Source organism: Streptomyces sp. NBC_01546 (assembly GCF_045208355.1).
Classification (GTDB): domain Bacteria; phylum Actinomycetota; class Actinomycetes; order Streptomycetales; family Streptomycetaceae; genus Streptomyces.
The window spans coordinates 2,236,223-2,252,716 of the sequence record NZ_CP109379.1; the positions used below are offsets into that span (position 1 = coordinate 2,236,223).

15 protein-coding genes are annotated in these 16,494 nt (G+C 73.3%); 3 read left to right on the plus strand and 12 right to left on the minus strand.

From position 1 onward, the window contains the following. The first annotated feature begins 43 nt into the window (after positions 1 to 43). Positions 44 to 883 (plus strand): GNAT family N-acetyltransferase, encoded by an 840-nt coding sequence (locus tag OHA89_RS10170; protein WP_406365937.1) that lies wholly within the window; start codon positions 44 to 46, stop codon positions 881 to 883. 6 nt (positions 884 to 889) lie between these two features. Here OHA89_RS10170 and OHA89_RS10175 read toward each other — a convergent pair whose 3' ends face one another. Further along, positions 890 to 3,139 (minus strand): bifunctional salicylyl-CoA 5-hydroxylase/oxidoreductase, encoded by a 2,250-nt coding sequence (locus tag OHA89_RS10175; RefSeq protein ID WP_266614370.1) that lies wholly within the window; start codon positions 3,137 to 3,139, stop codon positions 890 to 892. Between the two features lie 4 nt (positions 3,140 to 3,143). Continuing rightward, positions 3,144 to 3,971: an enoyl-CoA hydratase family protein gene (locus tag OHA89_RS10180; RefSeq protein ID WP_266614371.1), complete on the minus strand. Its 828-nt coding sequence runs from the start codon at positions 3,969 to 3,971 to the stop codon at positions 3,144 to 3,146. A 196-nt stretch (positions 3,972 to 4,167) separates the two neighbouring features. Between OHA89_RS10180 and OHA89_RS10185 the strand changes: the two genes are divergently transcribed. Beyond that, a complete protein-coding gene (locus OHA89_RS10185; protein ID WP_266614372.1) occupies positions 4,168 to 4,578 on the plus strand; it encodes an ATP-binding protein in 411 nt (136 codons plus the stop codon). On the opposite strand, the gene argF is transcribed toward OHA89_RS10185, so the two are convergent. From argF to OHA89_RS10220, 7 genes are all read right to left on the minus strand, one after another. Then, positions 4,579 to 5,601, minus strand: coding sequence for an ornithine carbamoyltransferase (gene argF / locus OHA89_RS10190; RefSeq protein ID WP_406365938.1), 1,023 nt, complete (start codon positions 5,599 to 5,601; stop codon positions 4,579 to 4,581). A 124-nt stretch (positions 5,602 to 5,725) separates the two neighbouring features. Continuing rightward, complete coding sequence (locus OHA89_RS10195) at positions 5,726 to 6,952, minus strand: arginine deiminase (protein WP_266614376.1); 1,227 nt, start codon at positions 6,950 to 6,952, stop codon at positions 5,726 to 5,728. A gap of 46 nt (positions 6,953 to 6,998) precedes the next feature. Next, positions 6,999 to 7,511, minus strand: coding sequence for a hypothetical protein (locus tag OHA89_RS10200; RefSeq protein WP_266614377.1), 513 nt, complete (start codon positions 7,509 to 7,511; stop codon positions 6,999 to 7,001). 161 nt (positions 7,512 to 7,672) lie between these two features. After that, entirely contained in the window at positions 7,673 to 10,255 is a 2,583-nt protein-coding gene (locus tag OHA89_RS10205) for a polynucleotide kinase-phosphatase (RefSeq protein ID WP_406365939.1), read from the minus strand. Then, positions 10,252 to 11,763, minus strand: coding sequence for a 3' terminal RNA ribose 2'-O-methyltransferase Hen1 (locus OHA89_RS10210; RefSeq protein ID WP_406365940.1), 1,512 nt, complete (start codon positions 11,761 to 11,763; stop codon positions 10,252 to 10,254). The genes OHA89_RS10205 and OHA89_RS10210 overlap by 4 nt, the downstream gene beginning before the upstream one ends. 38 nt (positions 11,764 to 11,801) lie before the next feature. After that, positions 11,802 to 12,677, minus strand: a complete 876-nt coding sequence (gene mmuM, locus OHA89_RS10215; protein ID WP_406365941.1) for a homocysteine S-methyltransferase — start codon at positions 12,675 to 12,677, stop codon at positions 11,802 to 11,804. A gap of 17 nt (positions 12,678 to 12,694) precedes the next feature. Continuing rightward, positions 12,695 to 13,618 (minus strand): LLM class F420-dependent oxidoreductase, encoded by a 924-nt coding sequence (locus OHA89_RS10220; RefSeq protein ID WP_266614385.1) that lies wholly within the window; start codon positions 13,616 to 13,618, stop codon positions 12,695 to 12,697. A 295-nt stretch (positions 13,619 to 13,913) separates the two neighbouring features. On the opposite strand from OHA89_RS10220, the gene OHA89_RS10225 reads away from it, so the two are divergent. Beyond that, on the plus strand, positions 13,914 to 14,165 hold the full coding sequence (locus OHA89_RS10225; RefSeq protein WP_266615417.1) for a hypothetical protein: 252 nt from the start codon (positions 13,914 to 13,916) through the stop codon (positions 14,163 to 14,165). A 42-nt stretch (positions 14,166 to 14,207) separates the two neighbouring features. On the opposite strand, the gene OHA89_RS10230 is transcribed toward OHA89_RS10225, so the two are convergent. The 3 genes from OHA89_RS10230 to OHA89_RS10240 all read right to left on the minus strand — a co-directional run bounded on the left by OHA89_RS10230 (position 14,208) and on the right by OHA89_RS10240 (position 16,484). After that, positions 14,208 to 14,693: a DUF6099 family protein gene (locus OHA89_RS10230; RefSeq protein WP_257553760.1), complete on the minus strand. Its 486-nt coding sequence runs from the start codon at positions 14,691 to 14,693 to the stop codon at positions 14,208 to 14,210. Between the two features lie 123 nt (positions 14,694 to 14,816). Next, entirely contained in the window at positions 14,817 to 15,209 is a 393-nt protein-coding gene (locus OHA89_RS10235; protein WP_257553761.1) for a nucleotide pyrophosphohydrolase, read from the minus strand. Positions 15,210 to 15,212: 3 nt separating this feature from the next. Then, entirely contained in the window at positions 15,213 to 16,484 is a 1,272-nt protein-coding gene (locus OHA89_RS10240; protein WP_266614387.1) for an ATP-binding protein, read from the minus strand. Positions 16,485 to 16,494: the final 10 nt, after the last annotated feature.

The following is a 16,494-nucleotide window of genomic DNA, read 5'->3' on the forward strand; positions in this document are numbered from 1 at the left end:
AAACCCGCGTGCGCCGGGGCCCTTCGCCGCGCCAGGATGGGCCATGACTTGGACCTTCACCTCAGACCTGGCGGCCTATCTGGCCGCGGCGGGCCCGGCCGTGGCCGCACAGCCCGTGCCCAACACCCTCCTGCTGACCGTGGCCGACGCGCTGGAACGGCGCGGGCCGCACGCCTACGGGCCTGCCGACCCCCTCTTCGGCTGGTGGACCGGGGCCGACGGAACCGTCTCGGGGGCCCTGCTGTGCACCCCTCCGTATCCGCTGCAGCTCGGTGCGCTGCCCGAGCAGGCGGTGCGGGCGCTGTCGGCCGCACTGGCCACCGAGCCGCTGCTCGCCGGGGTCAGCGGCATCAGCGCCCGGCGCCGCGACGCGGACGCGCTGGCCGGGGCGTGGGGGCGGCCGTTCCGGGTCGCCGAGGAGAACCGCCTGTACCGGCTGGCCGGACTGACCGCCCCGGATCCCGCACCGGCCGGGCGGGCCCGGCCCGCCACCGGGGCGGATCTCCCGCTGCTGCTGGAGTGGATCGAGGCCTTCAACTCGGAGGTGGGCCAGCCGGGCGAAGCCTCCGAAGCCGCCCTGCGCGACCGGATCTCCTACGGCGGCATCCTGCTCTGGGAGCACGACGGCGCCCCCGTCTCGCTGGCGTCCTTCTCCCGCCCGATCGGTTCGGCTGCCCGCGTCGGCCCCGTCTACACCCCGCCGGAGCTCCGCGGCCGCGGCTACGCCGCCGGGGTCACGCACGCGGTGAGCGAAGCGGCGTACGCGGCGGGCGCCTCGGAAGTCCTGCTCTTCACGGACCTGGCCAACCCGACCAGCAACGGCATCTACCTGCGCCTGGGCTACATCCCGGTCGAGGACCGCGCCGAGGTGGCATTTGCGTAGCGGGCCTCAGCCGCGTCCCGTCGGGGGTTTGCGGCTGCCCGCCCGGTAGGGCAGCGGCCAGGGCGCGGCCGGGCCCTCGTAGGACTGGTCGGCGGCCGCGTGCAGGGTCCAGTGCGGGTCGTAGAGGTGGGGCCGGCCGACGGCGCACAGGTCCGCGCGCCCGGCCAGGAGCAGGGAGTTCACGTCGTCCCAGGAGGAGATGGCGCCGACGGCGATGACGGGGACGCCCAGCGCGTTGCGGATCCGGTCGGCGTACGGGGTCTGGTACGAACGCCCGTACTCCGGGGCCTCGTCCGAGACGACCTGGCCGGTCGAGACGTCGATGGCGTCCGCGCCACGGGCGGCGAAGGCGGCCGCGATGTCGACGGCCTCCTGCGGGGACGTGCCGCCGGGCGCCCAGTCGGCGGCCGAGAGGCGGACCGTCATCGGCCGGTCCTCGGGCCACACGGCGCGGACCGCGTCGAAGACCTCCAGCGGGAAGCGGAGCCGGTTCTCCAGGGTGCCGCCGTAGGCGTCCGTGCGGCGGTTGGTCAGCGGTGACAGGAACCCGGAGAGCAGGTAGCCGTGGGCGCAGTGCAGTTCCAGCAGGTCGAAGCCGCAGTCGGCGGCGCGGACCGCGGCGGCCGCGAACTCGGAGCGGACCGCGTCCATCTCCCCCCGTGTCAGGGCGCGCGGGACCGCGGAGACGCCCGGCCGGTAGGGCAGTTCGGAGGCGGCCACCAGCGGCCAGTTGCCCTCCGGGAGGGGGTCGTCCATCCCCTCCCACATCACCCGGGTGGAGCCCTTGCGGCCCGAGTGCCCGAGCTGGACGCCGAGTGCGGTGCCGGGCGCCGAGGTGTGCACGAAGTCGGTGATCCGCTGCCAGGCGGCGGCCTGTTCCCGGGTGTAGAGGCCGGTGCAGCCGGGGGTGATCCGGCCCTCGGCGCTGACGCACACCATCTCCGTCATGACCAGGGCGGCCCCGCCGAGCGCCCGGGCGCCCAGGTGCACCAGGTGGAAGTCGCCGGGGACCCCGTCCTCGGCCGAGTACATGTCCATGGGCGAGACGACGACCCGGTTGCGCAGGGTCAGCCCGCGCAGGGTGAACGGGGTGAACATCGGCGGGGTCTGCTCGTCGGGGCAGCCGAAGTCCCGTTCCACGGACCGCGTGAACCGTTCGTCGCGCAGGCGCAGGTTGTCGTGGGTGACCCGGCGGCTGCGGGTGAGCAGGTTGAAGGCGAACTGCCGGGCGGGCTGGCCGGTGTATCCGGCGATCTCCTCGAACCAGCGCATGCTGGCGGCCGCGGCCCGCTGGGTGCTGGCGACCGCCGGCCGCCGCGCCGCCTCGTACGCCGCGAGCGCGGCGGGTACGTCCGGCTCGGTGCGGACGGCTTCGGCCAGGGCGAGGGCGTCCTCCACGGCGAGTTTGGTGCCGGAGCCGATGGAGAAGTGCGCGGTGTGGGCGGCGTCGCCGAGCAGGGCCACGTTCCCGTGCGACCAGCGCTCGTTCACGACGGTACGGAACCGGGTCCAGGCGGAGCGGTTGCCGTGCAGCGGCCGTCCGCGCAGGGCCTCGCTGAAGATCTTGGCGCAGCGGGCCGCCGACTCGTTCTCGTCGCACAGGTCGAAGCCCGCCGCCCGCCACACCTCCTCGCGCATCTCGACGATCACGGTGGAGGCGTCCGGTGCGTAGGGGTAGGCGTGCAGCTGCATCACCCCGTGCTCGGTCTCCGCGATCTCGAAGCGGAAGGCGTCGAAGGCGAAGTCGGCGGCGAGCCAGATGTAGTGGCACCGCCCGCCCGTCACGGTCGGCGCGAACCGGTCGGCCCCGGCCTCGCGGGTCGCGCTGTGCACCCCGTCCGCGGCGACCACCAGGTCGTACGAGCCCGCGAGCGCGAAGGCGTCGGGGGCCTCGGCGCGGAAGCGGAGCCGGACGCCCAGACCGGCGCAGCGCTCGTGCAGGATCTCCAGCAGCCGGCGCCGGCCGAGGGCCGCGAAGCCGTGGCCGCCGGAGGTCAGCAGCCGGCCCCGGTGCACGATGTCCACGTCGTCCCAGCGCACGAACTCCGCGCTCAGGGCCGCGTACACGACGGAGTCGGCCTGCTCGATCCCGCCGAGCGTCTCGTCGGAGAGGACCACCCCGAAGCCGAAGGTGTCGTCCGGCGCGTTCCGTTCCCAGACCTCGACGGTGTGGCCCTGGCGGGCCAGCAGCGCGGCGGCGTACAGCCCGCCCGGTCCCCCGCCGACGACGGCGACCCGCATGGCGTCCGCGGACATGTGGCTACCTGCCCTTCCACTCCGGCGGCCGCTTCCCGGTGAAGGCGGCGTGGAACTCGGCGTAGTCCTGGCCGTTCATCAGCAGGGCCTGGGTGTTGGCGTCCAGCTCCACGGACGCGGCCAGCGGCATGTCGAGCTCGGCGGTGAGCAGCGCCTTGGTCTGCGCGTAGGCGAGGGCGGGCCCGGCGGCGAGGTGCGCGGCGAGTTCGGCGGCCCGTACGTGGGCCTTGCCCTCCTCGGTGAGCTCGCTGAGCAGGCCGATCCGCTCGGCCTCGGGGGCGCGTACGGGCTCTCCGAGCATCAGCAGCCGGGTGGCGTGGCCGAGGCCGACGACGCGGGGCAGCAGGTAGGCGGCGCCCATGTCCCCGCCGGAGAGGCCGACGCGGGTGAAGAGGAAGGCGAAGCGGGCGGTGGGGTCGGCGATCCGGAAGTCGGCGGCGAGCGCGAGGACGGCTCCGGCTCCGGCGGCCACCCCGTGCACGGCGGCGATCACCGGGAAGGGGCATTCGCGGATGGCGCGCACGACCTGGCCGGTCATCCGGTTGAAGTCGAGGAGCTGGGCGGTGTCCATGGCGAGGGTGGCGCCGATGATCTCGTCCACGTCGCCGCCGGAGCAGAAGCCGCGTCCCTCGCCGCCGAGCACGAGGGCGCGTACGGACCGCTCACGGGACAGTTCGGCCAGGAGGTCGCGCAGGTCGGCATAGGCGCCGAAGGTGAGCGCGTTGAGTTTGTCGGGGCGGTCGAGGGTGACGGTGGCCACGCCGTCCTGCCGGGTCACCCGCAGGTGGCGCCACCGTTCTGTCGCTTCTGTGGAACCGGTGAAGGGGCTCACACGATCGACGGTATCACTGGAACGTGACTGCCGTCACAGAAACGCGACACGTGCCTGCGGTCGTTGCGGCTGCGCCGGGGTGCCGTACAGGGATCATATTTCGACTTCGTATGGTTGAAACCAGGATCTCCCGCTGCGCCGACGCCCACCGGCCGGCCACGACCCCCACGACCCCCACGGAACGGAGGGACCTGCCGTGCCCGACCCCTCCGCCTGGCGGATCGCCCTGCCCCACACGGCGGCGGCCGTACCCATGGCCCGCGCCCTGGTCCGTACCGCGCTGGCCGACGTCGACGCGCCCGCCGACAGCGACACGGCCGAGCTTCTGACCGCGGAGCTCGTCGCCAACGCCGTCGAGCACACCCGCCCCGGCGCCCAGATCGAGCTGGTCGTGGAGCTGCTGGCGGGCGGCTGCCAGGTGGAGGTCCACGACGGCGATCCGCAGCCGCCCGGCGGCCTGACGCCCCGCCCGGACGACGCCCACCCCGACCCCTGGCAGGAGCACGGCCGCGGACTGCTGCTGATCCGCACCCTGAGCTCCGCCTGCGGCCACCGGCCGACGCCGCACGGCAAGGCGGTGTGGTTCACCCTGCCCGCGCGCGTATGACTATGCGCCGGGCTGCGTGCCGGGCTTCGCGAGGGTCGCGACGAGCACGGCCTTGATGGTGTGCAGCCGGTTCTCCGCCTCGTCGAAGACGACGGAGTGCGCGGACTCGAACACCTCGTCCGTCACCTCCAGCGATTCCAGCCCGTGCCGCTCGTGGATCTCCCGGGCCACCTTGGTGCCGAGGTCGTGGAAGGCCGGCAGGCAGTGCATGAACTTCACGTCCGGGTTGCCGGTGGCCCGCAGCACGTCCATGGTCACCGCGTACGGGGACAGCGCCGCGATCCGCTCGTCCCAGACCTCCTTGGGCTCGCCCATGGACACCCAGATGTCGGTCACGACGAAGTCGGCCTGGGCCACGCCCGCGGCGATCTCCTCGGTCAGGGTGATCCGGGCGCCGCTCTCCGCCGCCAGCTCGCGCGCCGCGGCCACCACGGACTCGGCCGGCCAGTAGGCCTTCGGCGCCACGATCCGTACGTCCATGCCCAGCAGCGCGCCGGTCACGAGGTACGAGTTGCCCATGTTGAAGCGGGCGTCGCCCAGGTAAGCGAAGCAGATCCGCTCCAGCGGCTTGCCGGAGTGCTCGGTCATGGTCAGGACGTCGGCCAGCATCTGGGTGGGGTGCCAGTCGTCGGTGAGCCCGTTGAAGACGGGCACCCCGGCGTGGGCGGCGAGCTCCTCGACGGCGTCCTGGCTGTCACCCCGGTACTCGATCCCGTCGAACATCCGGCCCAGCACCCGCGCGGTGTCCCTGACCGACTCCTTGTGCCCCATCTGCGAGCCGGAAGGGTCCAGGTAGGTCGTACGGGCACCCTGGTCGGCCGCGGCGACCTCGAAGGCGCAGCGGGTGCGCGTCGAGGTCTTCTCGAAGATCAGCGCGATGTTCCTGCCCTGGAGCAAGGGCTGCTCGGTCCCGGCCTTCTTGGCCGCCTTGAGATCGGCGGCGAGCTCGATCAGGCCGCGGAACTCGGCGGCGGTGAAGTCGAGCTCCTTGAGAAAACTGCGGCCGGCGAGGTCGGTGGCCATGGGGTCGCTCCAGCGTCACGGTGACAGGGGATATTGGAAGTCTATACGATCCCCTGTATTGATATACGGCCCGGTCGTGGTGCGCGGGCCCCCGCCCCTCCGGCTCCCTCCTCAGAATCCCCCGTCAGACGGCATCGCGCTCCACCGGGCAGCTCATGCAGCGCGGCCCGCCCCGGCCCCGGCCCAGCTCGCTGCCGGGGATCTCGATGACCTCGATGCCCTCCTTGCGTAGATGGGTGTTGGTCGTCACGTTCCGCTCGTACGCGACCACCACCCCCGGCTCGACGGCCAGCACGTTGCACCCGTCGTCCCACTGCTCGCGCTCTGCCGAGTGCACGTCCTGCGTCGCGGTCAGCACCCGGATCGAGTCCAGCCCGAGGGCCGCCGCGATGGCCCGGTGCATGTGCTCCGGCGCGTGGTCGGTCACCTTCAGCTCGTGCGCCCCGGCGCCCGGCTCGATCGTGTAGGAGCGGAGCATGCCGAGCCCGGCGTACTGAGTGAACGTATCTCCGTCGACCATCGTCATCACCGTGTCCAGGTGCATGAACGCCCGCCGCTTCGGCATGTCGAGGGCCACGATGCTGCTCGCCGACCCGGCGGCGAACAGTCCCCGCGCCAGCATTTCCACCGCCTGCGGGGTGGTCCGCTCGCTCATCCCGATGAGCACCGCGCCGTTCCCGATGACCAGCACGTCACCGCCCTCGATGGTCGAGGGGTAGTCGACCTGCCCCTGCGACCAGTAGTGGAAGGCGCCGGAGGAGGTGAAGAGCGGGTGGTGCTTGTAGATCGCCTCGAAGTGGACGGTCTCGCGCTGCCGCGCCGGCCAGCGCATCGCGTTGATGGACACCCCGTCGTAGATCCACGCGGAAGTGTCCCGGGTGAACAGGTGGTTGGGCAGCGGCCCCAGCAGGAAGTCGTCCAGTTCCAGGGCGTGGAAGCGCACCGACACCGGCTCGGCGTGCCGCTCCAGGAACTCCCGCTTGGTCATCCCGCCGACCAGGGCCTCGGCCAGCTCGGCCGAACTCAGCCCGTCGAACACCGCTCTGAGGTGGTCGGTGGCGAGCGGCCCGTACTCCTTCTCGTCGAACACCCGGTCCAGGACCAGGTGTCTCGCCTCCGGGATGTCGAGGGCCTCGCACAACAGGTCACCGAAGAGGTGGACCTCCACGCCCCGGTCGCGCAGCACGTCCGCGAAGCCGTCGTGCTCCTGGCGGGCCCGGCGCACCCACAGCACGTCGTCGAAGAGGAGCGCGTCCTTGTTGCTCGGTGTGAGCCGCTTCAGCTCCAGGTCGGGCCGGTGGAGGATGACGCGGCGAAGCCGCCCGGTCTCGGAGTCGACATGGAATCCCATGCCGTACACGTTCCCAGACCGGACGGCTTTTTGACGTGGCGTCTGCTCAGCGAGGGGTACCGAGGCCGAGAAGTGCCGTCGGGGTGCCGACGAGCTCCGGGGCGATCAGGCCGAGCTTGGGCTTGGTCAGGTTCGGCAGCCCGAAGTTGGAGCCGTCCGGCATGGTCAGCGGGGAGCCGAGGATCGCACCCGGGGTCCGGGCGCGCATCGTGGTGGCCGGCGCGTCCAGGGAACCCTCGCCGTCCGTCTCCGGCTCGCCCAGCAGGTTCGGCACCGGGGAGGTGATGAGGGTGTTGCCGAGCTCGGTGGCGATCGGGACCGCGGGGAGCAGTGGGGACGGGAGCATGTCCCCCGAGTGGAAGCGGGGCGCCTCGGGCGCTCCGACGACCGGCACCGGCACCCCGGTGGCCACGCGGGGGGCCTCGACGCCCAGCGTGGTCTCCACGGCCTCCAGCGGGACACCGACCGGGACCGAGTCGGCCGCGGCCGGGGTGGCCGCGCCGGCCGCCGCCATACAGGTCATGAGCGCCGCAAAGCTTCCGCGCGCGGTCATCTTCATAGGTGATGTTCCGTCCTTCCAGGGTCGCGGACAGTCCGCTGCCCTGGATGAACGATCCCGCCGGTGGTTTTCCCGGCGTTCTCCGCGAAAGTTCCCCCATACGACCTAATTCGCGGCCGTACGGGGGCCTCCGCTTTACGCGCGTGCACCCCTGGCCGGGGTCAGAGGCGGGGGTCGACCGGCTCCGACTCGAGGGCGAGCACCGCGAAGACGGCCTCGTGGACCCGCCACAGCGGCTCGTCGGCCGCCAGCCGGTCCAGCGCCTCCAGCCCGAGCGCGTACTCGCGCAGGGCCAGCGAGCGCTTGTGGCCGAGGAAGCGCTCGCGCAGCCGCTCCAGGTGGTCGGGGCGGGTGTACTCCGGACCGTAGATGATCCGCAGGTACTCGCGCCCGCGCACCTTGACCCCGGGCTGGACCAGCCGGCCCTTGCCGTCCCGGGCGTACGCCTGGAGCGGCTTGACGACCATGCCCTCGCCGCCGGCGGCCGTCAGCTCCGACCACCAGTCGGTGCCCGCCCGTACGGACTCCTCGTCCGCGGTGTCCACCAGGATCCGGCCGGTGCGGCGCAGCAGCCCGGTGCCCGCCGCCTCGTCGGCGGCGACCAGCCGGTCCAGCCAGAACAGCTGCTCGTCGTGGGGTACGGCGGCCAGCGACCGCCCGGCCGCCGCCAGCAGCTGGAACGGCGCGAACCGTACGCCGTCCAGCCCGTCGGTGGTCCAGCAGTAACGCCGGTACGCCTCGGTGAACTTCGCGGCGTCGACGGCCCGGCCGCGCTGGCGCTCCAGCAGCTCGCCGGTGTCGATGCCCCGGGCGGCGGCCGCCACCAGGGCGGCGATCGCGCCCGGGAAGACGGCGCCGGAGGCCGCGCCCACGGCGGCGTACTGGTTGCGCAGCAGGCCGGCGGACTTCAGGGACCAGGGCAGCAGTTCGCCGTCGATCAGCAGCCAGTCCGTGCCGAGCTCCTCCCAGAGACCGGCGTCGGTGACGGCCGCGCGGAGCCGGGTGAGGACCTCCTCGGTGACCTCCGGATCCTTGAAGAACGGCCGCCCGGTGCGGGTGTAGACGGACCCGGTCGGGCCGTCGACGCCGAAGCGCTCGCGGGCCGCGTCGGCGTCCTTGCAGACCAGGACGGTGGCGCGGGAGCCCATGTGCTTCTCCTCGCACACCACCTGGGCGATGCCGTCCTTGCGGTACTGCGCGAAGGCCTCGGCCGGGTGCTCGAGGTAGCCCTCCTCGCGGGAGGTGGCCGTGGGCGCCATGGTCGGCGGCAGGTACGGGACCAGCCGCGGATCCACGGCGAAGCGGCTCATGACCTCCAGCGCGGCGGCCGCGTTCTCCTCGCGCACGGTGACGTTGCCCAGGTGCCGGGTCTCCACGATCCGGCGCCCGTGCACGTCGGCCAGGTCGAGCGGGCGGCCTCCCCCAGACTCCGTCCGGGGGGACCCCCAGTGGCCGCCGGGCACCTCGGTGACGAGCGGGCGCGTGGGCTCGTACCAGACCTTCTCGGCCGGTACGTCGACCAGTTCGCGCTCGGGCCAGCGCAGGGCGGTCATCTTCCCGCCGAAGACGGCGCCGGTGTCGAGGCAGATGGTGTTGTTGATCCAGGCGGTGTTCGGGACCGGGGTGTGGCCGTAGACCACGGCCGCCTTGCCGCGGTAGTCCTCGGCCCACGGGTAGCGCACGGGCAGGCCGAACTCGTCCGTCTCGCCGGTGGTGTCCCCGTACAGGGCGTGCGAGCGGACCCGGCCGGAGGTGCGGCCGTGGTACTTCTCGGGCAGTCCTGCGTGAGAGACCACCAGCTTGCCGCCGTCGAGCACGTAGTGGCTGACGAGGCCGCGGATGAACTCCCGTACCTCCTGGACGAACTCCTCCGGCTCCCCTTCCAGCTGCTCGATCGTCTCGGCGAGGCCGTGGGTCCGCTGGACCTTGGAGCCCTTCAGATAACGGCCGAGCTTGTTCTCGTGGTTCCCGGGCACGCACAGGGCGTTGCCGGACTTGACCATGCCCATGACGCGGCGCAGGACGCCCGGACTGTCCGGACCGCGGTCGACGAGGTCGCCGACGAAGACGGCGGTGCGCCCCTCGGGGTGGGCCCCGTCCTCGTACCCGAGCTTGGCGAGCAGGGTCTCCAGCTCGGAGGAACAGCCGTGGATGTCACCGATGATGTCGAAGGGGCCGGTGAGGTGCGTGAGGTCGTTGAAGCGCTTCTCCAGGACCACCTCGGCGGCCTCGGCCTCCTCGGCGGAACGCAGCACGTGCACCTTGCGGAAGCCCTCGCGCTCCAGTCCGCGCAGCGAACGCCGCAGATCGCGGCGGTGGCGCTGGATGACCGCGCGCGGCAGCCCGGCCCGGTCGGGGCGGGCGGCGTTGCGCTCGGCGCAGACCTCTTCGGGCATGTCGAGGACGATGGCGATGGGCAGGACGTCGTACCGGCGGGCGAGCTCGACGAGCTGCCTGCGGGCCTCGGCCTGCACGCTGGTGGCGTCGACGACGGTGAGGCGGCCGGCCTCGAGCCGCTTGCCGGCGATGTAGTGCAGGACCTCGAAGGCGGCCTTGCTGGCGCTCTGGTCGTTCTCGTCGTCGGCGACGAGCCCGCGGCAGTAGTCCGAGGAGATGACCTCGGTGGGCTTGAAGTGCTTGCGGGCGAACGTGGACTTGCCCGAGCCGGTGGCCCCGACGAGGACGACGAGGGACAGGTCGGTGACGGGAAGTACGCGGTGGGTCCCGGTGCTTGCGATGGTCATGCTGCCTCGCCCTCCTTCGGGGTTTCGGTGGTGGTGTCGGTGGTGTCGGTGGTGGCGGTCGTGTCGGTGTCGGTCTGTGTGAAGACGGCCATCTGGGTCGGCGGCCCGACCTCGGGGTCGTCGTCCCCGACGGGGACGAACCCGACGGCGTACCCGTGCCGTTCGGCGACGGCGCCGGCCCAGGCGCGGAACTCCTCGCGGGTCCACTCGAAGCGGTGGTCGCCGTGGCGGACCTGCCCGGCGGGCAGCGACTCCCAGCGGACGTTGTACTCGACGTTGGGGGTGGTCACGAGGACCGTACGGGGCCGGGCCGCGCCGAACACCGCGTACTCCAGCGCGGGCAGCCGCTCCGGGTCCAGGTGCTCGATGACCTCGCTGAGCACGGCCGCGTCGTAGCCGGCCAGCCGCTTGTCGGTGTAGGCGAGCGAGCCCTGGAGCAGCCGGACGCGCGCGCTCTGCCGCTCCCCCATCCGCTCCAGCCGCAGCCGCTTGGCCGCGAGGTTCAGGGCGCGCACGGACACGTCCATGCCGACGATCTCGCTGTACGCCGGGTCCTTGAGCAGGGCCTGGACCAACTGCCCCTGTCCGCAGCCGAGGTCCAGCACCCGCTGGGCACCCGCGCCGCGCAGGGCGGCGAGGATCGCGTCCCGCCGCTGCACCGCGAGCGGTACGGGCCTCTCCTCCGTGTCACGGCTCTCGTCCACGGCGTTGTCGAGCTCCTCGACCTCGCTGCCGTCGGCCTCGGCGAGGCGGACCAGCTCCAGGCGCTCGAGGGCGTCCTGGGTCAGCCGCTTGTGGCGGGCGAGGTAGCGGGAGCTGATCAGACCGTTCTCGGGGTGCGCGGCCAGCCAGCCGTCTCCGGCGCGCAGCAGCTTGTCGACCTCGTCGGGGGCGATCCAGTAGTGCTTGGCGTCGTCGAGCACGGGCAGCAGGACGTAGAGCTGCCGCAGGGCGTCCGCCAAGCGCAGGTTCCCCTCCAGGACGAGGCGTACGTATCGGGAGTCCCCCCACTCGGGGAACCGCTCGTCGAGCGGTACGGGCTCGGCCCGTACGAGCTCCCAGCCGAGCGGGTCGAACAGCCGGTGCACGAGCTCGGCCCCGCCGCGGGCGGGCAGCGCCGGAATCTCGACGCGCAGCGGCCGTGCCTGCTCCGGCAGCTCCGGGCGGACGGCGCACTGGCCCTTCAGCGCACTGCGGAACACCCCGCTGAGCGCGACGGCGAGCAGCGAGGAGGCGGCGTACGGCCGGTCGTTGACGTACTGCGCGAGCGCGGCGTCGGGCGCTCCGCCCCGGCCCTTGCCCTGACCGCGCCGCACGAGCGCGACGGGATCCACCTCCAGCAGCAGGGCCGCCGTGCACCGCTGCTCAGTGGCCTCGGGGTAGAACACGTGGGCGGTGCCGTGGGAGGTGGAGAACGCCTGCGTCTTCCCGGGATGCTTGTGCAGCAGGTAGCCCAGGTCTGTAGCGGGTCGTTCAGGGGATCCGGTGGTGGAGATCGTCAGGAACACACGACCGATTGTTGCTGGTCACCCGTCCTGACGGCCCCCTATTTTCCGGCGGCCAGCTCCGCGATGCGGTCCGGGCCGATGCGGCAGCAGCCGCCGAGGAGGCGGGCGCCCGTGTGCTGCCAGGCGCCGGTGGGCCAGGGGCGCGGGCTTTCGGGGGCGTGCCAGGTGCCGGTGGCGGCCTCCCAGGCGGAGCCGTCGTTGGGGTAGGCCACGAGCGGTTTGCGGGTGGCGGCCGCGGCCGCTTCGAGGGCGGGCAGGACTTCTGCCGGGTCGCAGCAGTTGACGCCGACCGCGATGACCTGCGGGGCCGCCGCCGCGAGGGCGAAGGCTTCGGGGAGGGGTGCGCCGGAGCGGGTACGGCCGTCGGCGACGGTGTAGCTCAGCCAGGCCGGGGCGCCCGTCTCCGCGAGGACGGTGAGCAGTGCCTCCGCTTCGTCCGGGTCGGGGACGGTCTCCAGGGCGAGGACGTCGGGGCCCGCGGCGAGCAGCGCCTCGACGCGCGGGCGGTGGAAGGCGGCGAGTTCGCGCACGCTCAGGCCGTACCGGCCGCGGTACTCGGAGCCGTCCGCGAGCACCGCCCCGTACGGGCCCACGGAGGCGGCCACCCACACCTCGTGGCCGGCGGCCTCGGCGACGCGGGCGGCGAGGGCGACGCTGCGGTGCAGCAGGGCGGCGGCCCGGGGGTGACCGGGGCCGATCTGGTAGCTCGCGGTGATCAGCACCTCGGCGCCGGCCCGTGCGTACGCCGTGTGGGCGGCCTCCACCTGGCCGGGCCGCTCGTCGAGCACCCGGCCCGTCCAGAGGCCGCCGGACAGGTCGCAGCCCTGGGCGGCGAGCTGGTTGCTCAGCCCGCCGTCCAGGAGCACGGTCCGGTGGGCCAGGGCTTCGGCGAGCGGGCCGGACGCGCGTGGCATCGCTGCTGCGTCCCCGGTCAGCCGAGCTGGGAGAGGACCTGGGCGGAGATCAGCTCCAGGTGGTCCAGGTCGTCGAGGTCGAGCAGCTGGAGGTAGACGCGGGAGGAGCCGATGGAGCCGTAGGCCCCGATCTTCTCCACGACCTGGGCCGGGGAGCCGGCCAGACCGTTGGCCTTGAGTTCGTCCACGTCACGGCCGATGGCGGCGGCCCGGCGGGCGACCTCGGCGTCGTCCTTGCCGACGCAGACCACCAGGGCGTTGGAGTAGACGAGGTCGCCGGCCTTGCGCCCGGCCTCCGCGGCGGCCTCCCGGACCCGCGCGAACTGCCGCTCGCTGTCGGCGATCGACGCGAAGGGCATGTTGAACTCGTCGGCGTAGCGGGCGGCGAGGCGCGGGGTGCGCCGCGCGCCGTGCCCGCCGATGAGCACGGGCACCTTGGCCTGGGCGGGCTTGGGCAGCGCGGGCGAGTTCTCCACCCGGTAGTGGCTGCCCGGATAGTCGAAGGTGGCTCCGATCTCGGTGGCCCACAGCCCGGTGACGATGGCCAGCTGCTCCTCCAGCCGGGCCATCCGCTCGGCCGGGAAGGGGATCCCGTACGCCTTGTGCTCCTCCTCGAACCAGCCCGCGCCCAGCCCCAGTTCGACGCGGCCGCCGGACATCTGGTCGACCTGGGCGACCTGGATGGCGAGCACACCGGGCAGCCGGAAGGTGCCGGCCGTCATCAGGGTGCCCAGCCGGATCCGCCGGGTCTCCCGGGCCAGGCCCGCGAGGGTGATCCACGCGTCGGTGGGTCCGGGCAGGCCGTCGGCCGAGCCCATCTTCAGATAGTGGTCGGATCGGAAGAACGCATCGAAGCCGAGGTCCTCGGTGGCCTTGGCGACGGTCAGGAGGGTGTCGTAGCTCGCGCCCTGCTGGGGCTCGGTGAAAATGCGAAGATCCATGCCCCCATCCTGCCTCCCCAGGCCGCCTCCCCGGGCTCTCCGCCGAGCTCTCTCCCGGCCGCCGCCGGGAGGTACCTCCATCCGGGGGACCTCGCGGAGGTTCCCCCCTCGCACCCCTGCCGGGTGAATCTGCGTCAACCGGACGGTCCACCCCCGACGCCGCCAGTGACCACCCCCGAAGGGGCTCGTTGGCTCGGACGGAGCCGGACCGCCCGGCCCGCGCGCCGGCGGCCACTTCGCCGGTGCGTCCACCGCGCCCTTCCGCCTCGGAGGGGCCAGGGCCGAGGAGGCCGCCATGTCCCACGAGGTCGTGCCGGAGACCCACCGACAGACCGGGCAGGCAGCACACGACGACGCACGTCAGGAGTCCTCGGTCCCCGCCGAGGGCGGCGCACCGAAGGGCCTGCTGCAGCAGATGGAAGAGCTGATGGCGGCGCTGAACGCCGACCTGTCGCAGCTCGACGCCGACCTCCAGTCCTCCTCCACGGACCGCGCCCCGGGCACGCCCGCACCCGGGGAAGAGCGCCCGTCCTACCGGTCGTTCTGACCGTGCGGGTCCCGTCGCGCGCGACGGGACCCGTGTGACACCTCAGGCCACGCCCGAGGCGGACCCCCGCTCGCGCACCGCCATGCGGCGCAGGATCGCCCGTACCCGGTCGCTCGACTCGTCAGCCGCGTCGATCGACTCTATGCACTGCCAGTACAGGGTCTCGTCGTCCGTCCCGCAGGCCACCCCGACCAGGGCTATGCCCACTTCGCCCAGCAATGCCTGGAGCCCGAGCAGTGCCTGCCGGACGTCCGACACCACCGTCAACTGCGCGGCCCGCGGCGGATACTCGGGCGCGCTGCCCTCTCCGCGCAGAGCCGCCCGGTCGATCACCCCGCAGCCTCTGCCTCCCGCTTCCCCCAGTCCCCGTGCCTCCGCTCTCATCTCCGGCGGCCCGGTGACCGCCAGATAGCCTCCTACGCCCTGCGCGAGCGCCTGGGCCTGCCAGGCCTCGCCCACGATGTCCCACGCAGCCCCGCTCTGTGCCAGCGCGTGCCGGCCGGCCGCGATGAGCCGTACCGCATCCATATGCCGTCCCCCGTCCGCACGACATCCCGCCGTCCTCACCACTACCCAGAGTGAGGGCAATGAGCCAGTAAAGCCAGGGGTATTCGGAAAATGTGGACACAAACGTGATTGTGGAGGAGTCCATCACTCCGAAGAGTGACGATTAGGTGTCGGTTCGCCCGCCACCGGGAAGCGGAGCTCGTTCCTCTCGATCTTCGCGGCGAGCGCATCCAGCACATCCACCCCGAGAACCTCACAGAACTGCAGCAGATACGCGAGTACGTCGGCCACCTCATCGGCCACGCGGTGCGCCGTTTCCGGCTTCTCCATGACCTTCGCGGACTGTTCCGGCGTCAGCCACTGGAAGATCTCGACCAGTTCGGCCGCCTCCACGCTCAGGGCCACCGCCAGGTTCTTGGGCGTGTGGTACGGCTCCCAGCCGCGTGCCGCGGCGAAGTCGGCGAGCCTGCGCTGCAGCAGGCCGAGCCGCTCACCGCGCGCCGCCGGGGTCTCGTTCGTGTCGTTCGCGTCGCTCATGGATCACAGGTCTACCACCGTGACACCCGCGAGGAGCCGGGCGGCCGCCGCGGTCTCCTCCCCCACCGCCGCCACCAGCCGGACGTGGCCGCGCCCGCACGACAGCAGGGCCAGGCGCAGCAGCTCGGCGCTCTGGCGCCGGTCCAGGCCGCGGTCGAAGCCGTCGGCCAGCACCGTCAGCGCCTGCTGCGCGGAGAGCAGTTCGGCGGCCGGGTCCATGGCGAGCACTCCCGGGCCGGTCAGCAGGACCAGCGCCTGCGCGAGGAAGCGCAGTTCGCCCGCGCCGAGGCGGGCCAGTTCCGTGGCGGGCCGGTCGGGGCCGCGGTCCAGCACCGCCGTGACGGGGCCGTCGGCGGGGGCCCGTACGTCCAGTCCGGCGACGGGTCCCGCGCAGCCGGTGCGGGCGGCCTCGGCCAGCAGCGCGTGCCGGGTGCCGCATTCGTGGCGGGTCCGGCGCAGTACGTCGGCCAGGTTGGCGCAGTCGCCGAGCAGCCGGCCCTCCCCCGGCGGGACGGGCGCGCGCATCCGCTCCGGGCGGGGATCGCAGGGGAACACCGAGCGCAGCGCCACCACGACCTGTTCGGCGGCGGCCAGGACCTGGCGCTGGCCGGCCGTGGCGCCGGCCACGCGGAGCGGGAGCAGGGCCGTGCCGAGCCGGTCGTCCGGCAGCGGGGCCCGGGTGACGCCGATGGCGCCGCCGGTCAGCCACGCGCCCTGCACGGAGCGCCGGCCGGGGTCGCGCAGGGCGGTGGCGAGCAGGATCTGCCCCGGCTGCGAGAGCCGTTCGCCGACGATGCGCAGGGTGGGCTCGGCCTGGACGGCGAGGTCGAGCCGGACCGGTCCGGCGGGACCGTCGACGGTGCAGCCGATGCGGAAGCCGCGCCGCCGGTCGGCATCGGGGACGGCCAGGTCCGGGATGCGGGCACCCGGGTCGGGGAAGGCCTCCTCGAGGGTGGCTCCGGAGCCGAGCACGGCGAGGGCCTCGTAGGCGGCCAGGGCCTGGGACTTGCCGCTGCCGCTCGGCCCGGCGAGGAGGGTGACGGGCCCGAGCGCGAAGGCGGCGCCCCGGTGCGGCCCGAAGGCGGACAGCCGCAGTCCGGTGACCCCGGGCCGGTGGAGCCGCACGGCTTGCGCGGGCACGGTCGGGTCGTCGCCGGCTAACGCGACGGCGGGGAGGCCGACGGGGAGGTCCGGGGCGAGGGCGGCGGGGGTGGCGGGAAGGGGAGCGGCGAGGGCGGCGGGAGCGGCGAGGGTGGCGGGGAGGGTGGCGTCCATGCGGCGGACG

What these genes read in the sequence shown, in the direction of transcription:
- OHA89_RS10205 (WP_406365939.1), bottom strand. Translation starts at nt 10,255, where the DNA reads ATGACCATCGCAAGCACCGGGACCCACCGCGTACTTCCCGTCACCGAC.
- OHA89_RS10240 (WP_266614387.1), bottom strand. Translation starts at nt 16,484, where the DNA reads ATGGACGCCACCCTCCCCGCCACCCTCGCCGCTCCCGCCGCCCTCGCC.
- OHA89_RS10235 (WP_257553761.1), bottom strand. Translation starts at nt 15,209, where the DNA reads ATGAGCGACGCGAACGACACGAACGAGACCCCGGCGGCGCGCGGTGAG.
- OHA89_RS10220 (WP_266614385.1), bottom strand. Translation starts at nt 13,618, where the DNA reads ATGGATCTTCGCATTTTCACCGAGCCCCAGCAGGGCGCGAGCTACGAC.
- OHA89_RS10175 (WP_266614370.1), bottom strand. Translation starts at nt 3,139, where the DNA reads ATGTCCGCGGACGCCATGCGGGTCGCCGTCGTCGGCGGGGGACCGGGC.
- OHA89_RS10225 (WP_266615417.1), top strand. Translation starts at nt 13,914, where the DNA reads ATGTCCCACGAGGTCGTGCCGGAGACCCACCGACAGACCGGGCAGGCA.
- argF (WP_406365938.1), bottom strand. Translation starts at nt 5,601, where the DNA reads ATGGCCACCGACCTCGCCGGCCGCAGTTTTCTCAAGGAGCTCGACTTC.
- OHA89_RS10200 (WP_266614377.1), bottom strand. Translation starts at nt 7,511, where the DNA reads ATGAAGATGACCGCGCGCGGAAGCTTTGCGGCGCTCATGACCTGTATG.
- OHA89_RS10195 (WP_266614376.1), bottom strand. Translation starts at nt 6,952, where the DNA reads ATGGGATTCCATGTCGACTCCGAGACCGGGCGGCTTCGCCGCGTCATC.
- OHA89_RS10170 (WP_406365937.1), top strand. Translation starts at nt 44, where the DNA reads ATGACTTGGACCTTCACCTCAGACCTGGCGGCCTATCTGGCCGCGGCG.
- mmuM (WP_406365941.1), bottom strand. Translation starts at nt 12,677, where the DNA reads ATGCCACGCGCGTCCGGCCCGCTCGCCGAAGCCCTGGCCCACCGGACC.
- OHA89_RS10230 (WP_257553760.1), bottom strand. Translation starts at nt 14,693, where the DNA reads ATGGATGCGGTACGGCTCATCGCGGCCGGCCGGCACGCGCTGGCACAG.